1 protein-coding gene is annotated in these 5,025 nt (G+C 76.4%); it reads right to left on the bottom strand.

Translation table 11 applies throughout. The annotated features are described in order from the left end of the window. On the bottom strand, positions 1 to 5,025 hold a 5,025-nt coding region (locus AC6EXY_RS32975; protein ID WP_499842472.1), incomplete at both ends, for an SDR family NAD(P)-dependent oxidoreductase.

Below are 5,025 nucleotides of genomic sequence, written 5' to 3'. Positions count from 1 at the left end.
CGGTCTGGGTGCCGCGCAGGCTGTGGGGGTCGATGCCGGCGCGTTCGAACGTCTCCCAGGCGATCTCCAGCAGCAGGCGCTGCTGCGGGTCGATCGCGGTCGCCTCACGCGGGGAGATCCCGAAGAACGCCGCGTCGAACTCGTCCGCGTCGTGCAGGAACCCGCCGTGGCGGACGTAGGTGTGCCCGGCCCGGCCGGGATCGGGGTCGTAGAGCCGCTCGGTCTGCCAGCCCCGGTTGACCGGGAACTCGGACAGCGCGTCGGTGCCCTCGGCCACCAGCCGCCACAGCTCCTCCGGCGAGGTCACCCCGCCGGGGAAACGGCAGCCCATGGCGACCACCGCGATCGGCTCGTCGTCCGTGCGCGGCTCGGCCGTCGCCGGTCTCGCCGCCGGGCGCGGGCCGGTGAGCCGGGTGAGCAGATGCTCGGCGAGCGCCGCCGGCGTCGGATGGTCGAACACCACCGTCGACGGCAGCCGCGTGCCGGCCGCCGCGCCGAGGCGGTTGCGCAGTTCCACCGCGGCCAGCGAGTCGAAACCGAGACTGCGGAAGGCCTGGCCCGCGCCGATCGGCGCGACGTCGTCATGCCCGAGGACGGCGGCGGCATGCTCGCGCACCAGCTCGACGAGGGCCTCTCGGGCCCGCGGCTCGGGCATCGCCGCCAGCCGCTCGGCGAGGCCGGTGCCGGGCTGCTCCGCCTCGGCCTGCCCGCCGGCGCTGCCGGTTCCGTCCGGGGACCCGGCGGGTCCCGCCGGTGCGGTGGAGCCGGCGAGGTCCGGGAAGACGTCTGACCGCGTCCGCACCACGGTGGAGAACAGGGCGGGAAGCGTGCCCTGCGCGGCCCGCCGCCGCAGCGCGGGGCGGTCCAGCCGAGCCGGGACGACGACCGGCACGCCCGCGTCGAGCGCGGCGTCGAACAGGGCGAGGCCCGCCTCCGACGTCATCGGGGCGAGCCCGGCGTGCGCGAGCCGGGCGCGGGCCGCGTCGTCGAGATGTCCGGTCATGGCGGTCTCCTGCGCCCACAACCCCCAGGCCAGGCTGAGGGCAGGCAGCCCCGCCCCGCGCCGGCGGCGGGCGAGCGCGTCCACCGCGGCGTTCGCCGCCGCGTAGTTCGCCTGGCCGGCGGTGCCGAGAACACCGGCGGTCGAGGAGAACAGGACGAACGCGCGCAGGTCGTGGCCACGGGTCAGCCGGTGCAGCTGCCAGGCGGCGTCGACCTTCGCCCGCCAGACCTCGGCGAGCTGCCGCTCGGTGAGTGCGGTGACGACCCCGTCGTCGAGCACGCCGGCGGCATGGACCACGCCGCGCAGGGGATGCCCGTCGGCGACGGAGGCGAGCAGCGTGGCGAGGGCGGCCGGGTCGGCGACGTCACAGGCGGCGATCCGGGCGTCGGCGCCGAGTTCCGTGAGCGTGGCGAGCAGTGCTGGCGCGCCGGGGGCGGCGGTGCCGGCGCGGCTGGCCAGGAGCAGGTGGCGCACGCCGTGCGAGCGGACCAGGTGCTGAGCGACGAGCCCGCCGAGTACCCCCGTGCCGCCGGTGATCAGGACGGTGCCGTCCAGGCCCGTGAACGGGGAGGAGGCATGCGGGGACGTGGCGGCGGCCGGGGCGGCGGTGGCGACCGCGGAAGGGGGTGTGGTGTCGTCCGCGGCGGGAGAGGAGCCGCCGACGGGCAGGTGGTCCAGGCGCGGCGCGAACAGAGCCCCCGCGCGCAGCGCGAGACGCGGCTCGCCGCCGGCTCGCACGGCCTCGGCCAGTGCGGCGGCGATGGTGACGGCATCTCGTGCCGATCCGGACTCTGCCGCCGGTGCGGCATCGGGGTCCGGTGCGGCGGTGGTGTCTGGTGTGGCGTCGGGGTCCAGATCGAGCAGGGCGATGTCGTCCGGGTGCTCGGACTGCGCGGAGCGCACCAGGCCCCACGCTGCCGCGCCGCCGAGGTCCGCGACGCCATGGTGCAGGTCGGTGGCGACCGCCCCGCGGGTGGCCACCACCAGCCGGATCCCGGCCGGGTGATCGTCCGTCAGCCAGTCCCGCAGCTCGCGCAGGACGCGACCGCCCAGGTCGAGCGCGGTGGCGGGCGTTGCGAACCGGTCGTCGCCGGACCAATCGTCGCCGGACCGGTGGTCGGACCGGTCGTCGCCGGGCCGGTTGTCGGACTGGTCGTCGTCGGGATGGCTGTCGTCGGACCCGCGCAGGGCCGGGGTGGTGAGACCGACCGCGAGGATCACCGCGTCGGGGAGGCCCACGCCACCGCCGTCGCGCAGGGATCGGGTGAGCGCGGCGATGCTCGGGTGCACGGATGTCGCCGCGGGCAGGGACAGCGTCGCGGCATCGGCCGGGAGCCCCACCAGCGCCCATCGACCGGCCCCGGCCGGGGTGCCGCCCGCCCGCGGCGCCGGCGCGATGGGTAGCCACCGCTCGACCAGGAGCTCGCCACTGCCCTGGTCCCGCGGCAGCGCGCCGGGGGACATTGGCCGGGTCGACAGGGCGTCGGCGGTCAGGGCGAGTCGGCCCGCGGTGTCGCGGGCGACGACGGCGAGCCCGCCGGGGGTGGGTGTCAGGCGCACGCGCAGCGTGCTGGCGCCGGTCGCGTGGCGGACGACACCGGTCCAGGCGAACGGGAGCTGGACCGCGTCCGGCCCCGCCGCGGTGTCCGCGGCGGTGGTGTCCGTGCCGGTGGTGTCCGTGGCCGCGATGTCCGTGTCCGGCGCCTCCGTGGCGACGGTGCCAGCTCCGGCGTCATCGGCGAGCAGGCCGAGCGCGATCGGGTGCAACGCGGCGTCGAGCAGCGCGGGGTGCAGGCCGTAGGCCGGTGTGTCCAACTGGTGCACCGCGGGCAGGACCACCTCGGCGAGGACGTCCGTCCCCGCGCGCCAGGCGGCCACCAGCCCCTGGAAGGCGGCCCCGTAGTCGTATCCGCGGGCGGCCAGGCGGCGGTACGGATCGGCCAGGTCGACGGGCCGCGCGCCGGGGGGCGGCCAGGCCGTCTGGGCACCGTCGGCCGGATCGCGATCGGCCGGATCGCGATCGGCGGGGTCGCGGACCGGCTCCACCACACCGCTGGCGTGATGTGACCAGGGCTCGCTGTCGGCGTCCTCCGGACGGGCGTACAGGTCGGCACTGCGCCGGGCGCTGTCGTCGCTCGGCCCCAGCACCACCCGGAGCAGGACCGCGCCGTCCTCGGGCAGGACGAGCGGGGCGGTGAGTGTCAGGTCGGCCACCCGGGCGCAGCCGGCCCGACGCCCGGCGGCGAGGACGAGATCGAGGATGGCGGTCCCGGGGAGCAGTGGGACGCCGTGCACCGCGTGGTCGGCGAGCCACGGCTGGGAACCCAGGGACAGTGTTCCGGTCAGCACCTGCCCGCCGGTGTCGGGAAGGTCGACGGCCGCGCCGAGCAGGGGATGGTCGATCGCCTGCAGGCCGACGGTGTCGAGGCGGCGGGCCGTGGCGGGCGCGGACAGCCAGTGCCGTCGGCGTTGGAAGGGATAGGTCGGCAGCTCGAGGTGCGGCGGGCGCGGATCGGCGGGGCGCGGCGCCAGCTCGACCGACAGGCCGCTGGCCCAGGCCTGGCCCAGGGCCGCCAGCAGCCGGGTCGGGTTGTGGCCGTCGCGGCGCAGGGTCGCCAGCGCCCGTGCCTGTCCGCCGTCGGGCGCTGCGGTGGCGAGGGTGTCCGTCATCGCCGAGACGAGCACGGGATGCGGGCTGACCTCGATGAACGTGGTGTGGCCGGCCGCGGCGAGCGCCCGGACGACCGGTTCGAGCAGGACCGGCTCGCGCAGATTGCGGTACCAGTAGTCCGCGTCCAGCCCGGCGGGGTCCAGCTCGCCGCCGGTCACGGTCGAGTGGAACGCCACCCCGCGCTCGGTCGCACGGCCCTGGACGCCGTCGAGCACCCGGCGCAGCTCCGGTTCGAGCACGTCGACGGCGGGGGAGTGCGAGGCGTAGTCGACGGGGATCGCACGGGCGTGCACACCGGCGGCCGCGCAGGCGGCAAGGAGCTCGTCGAGGGCGGTCCGTTCGCCCGACACGATCGTGGTCGCCGGGCCGTTGTGGGCGGCGATGCCGATCCGGCCCGTCCAGGGCGCGATGCGCTCGGTGGTCGCCTCGGCGTCCAGCGACAGGCTCACCATGCCCCCGCCACCCGCGATGGCGGCGAGCGTGCGGCTGCGCCGGGCCACGACGAGCGCGGCATCGTCGAGGCTCAGGCCGCCGGCGACGTGCAGGGCGGCGATCTCGCCCTGCGAGTGGCCGACGACCGCGTCGGGACGCACCCCACGTTCACGCCACAGCGCGGAGAGGGACACCATCATCGCGAACAGCGCGGGCTGGACCACGTCGACACGGTCGAGCAGGCGTGGATCCGCCCGGCCAAGCAGGACGTCGAGCAGCGGGACGTCCAGATGTGGCGCGAGCGCGTCCGCGCAGGTGGTGAGCTGGTCGCGGAACGCGGCCGAGACGTCGAACAGGTCCGCCGCCATCCCGGCCCACTGCGATCCCTGACCCGGGAAGACGAAGACGGTCCGCCCGGGTTCGGACACCGTGTCGCGCACGAGGGCGGCGGCGGGCCGGTCCTCGCCGAGCGCGGTGAGCGCGGCGGAGAACCCGGCGGGTGAGTCGGCGATCACGACCGCCCGGTGCGCCAGCGCGGCCCGTCGGGACAACGCGACGGCAGTCGCTGTCAGGCCGGGCGGGTCGGGGAGTCGGGCCAGGTGGTCGCGTAGCCGCAGCGCCATCTCCCGCAGGGCGGCGGGGTCGGCCGCGGACAGGGGCCAGGCGACGGGGTGTGCCGGTGGGGCCGCGGCTGGGGGAGCATCTCCGGTCCCAGTTCCGGTCCCGGTCGCGTCAGCGATCTCGTCCGTCGTCCGGGGCTGGGGGTGGTTCTCGTTCTCGTTCCCTGTTCTGTCGTCGTCGGTCTGGTTGTCGGTGCTGGTGGTGGGTGTGCTGGTGCTGGTGGGGGGTTCTTCGATGATGAGGTGGGCGTTGGTGCCGCTGATGCCGAAGGCGCTGATGGCGGCGCGGCGGGGGGTGT

This window comes from Frankia sp. RB5 (assembly GCF_059816245.1).
The sequence above is the reverse complement of the archived record's forward strand: the minus strand, read 5'-3'. Positions and strand labels throughout refer to the sequence as shown.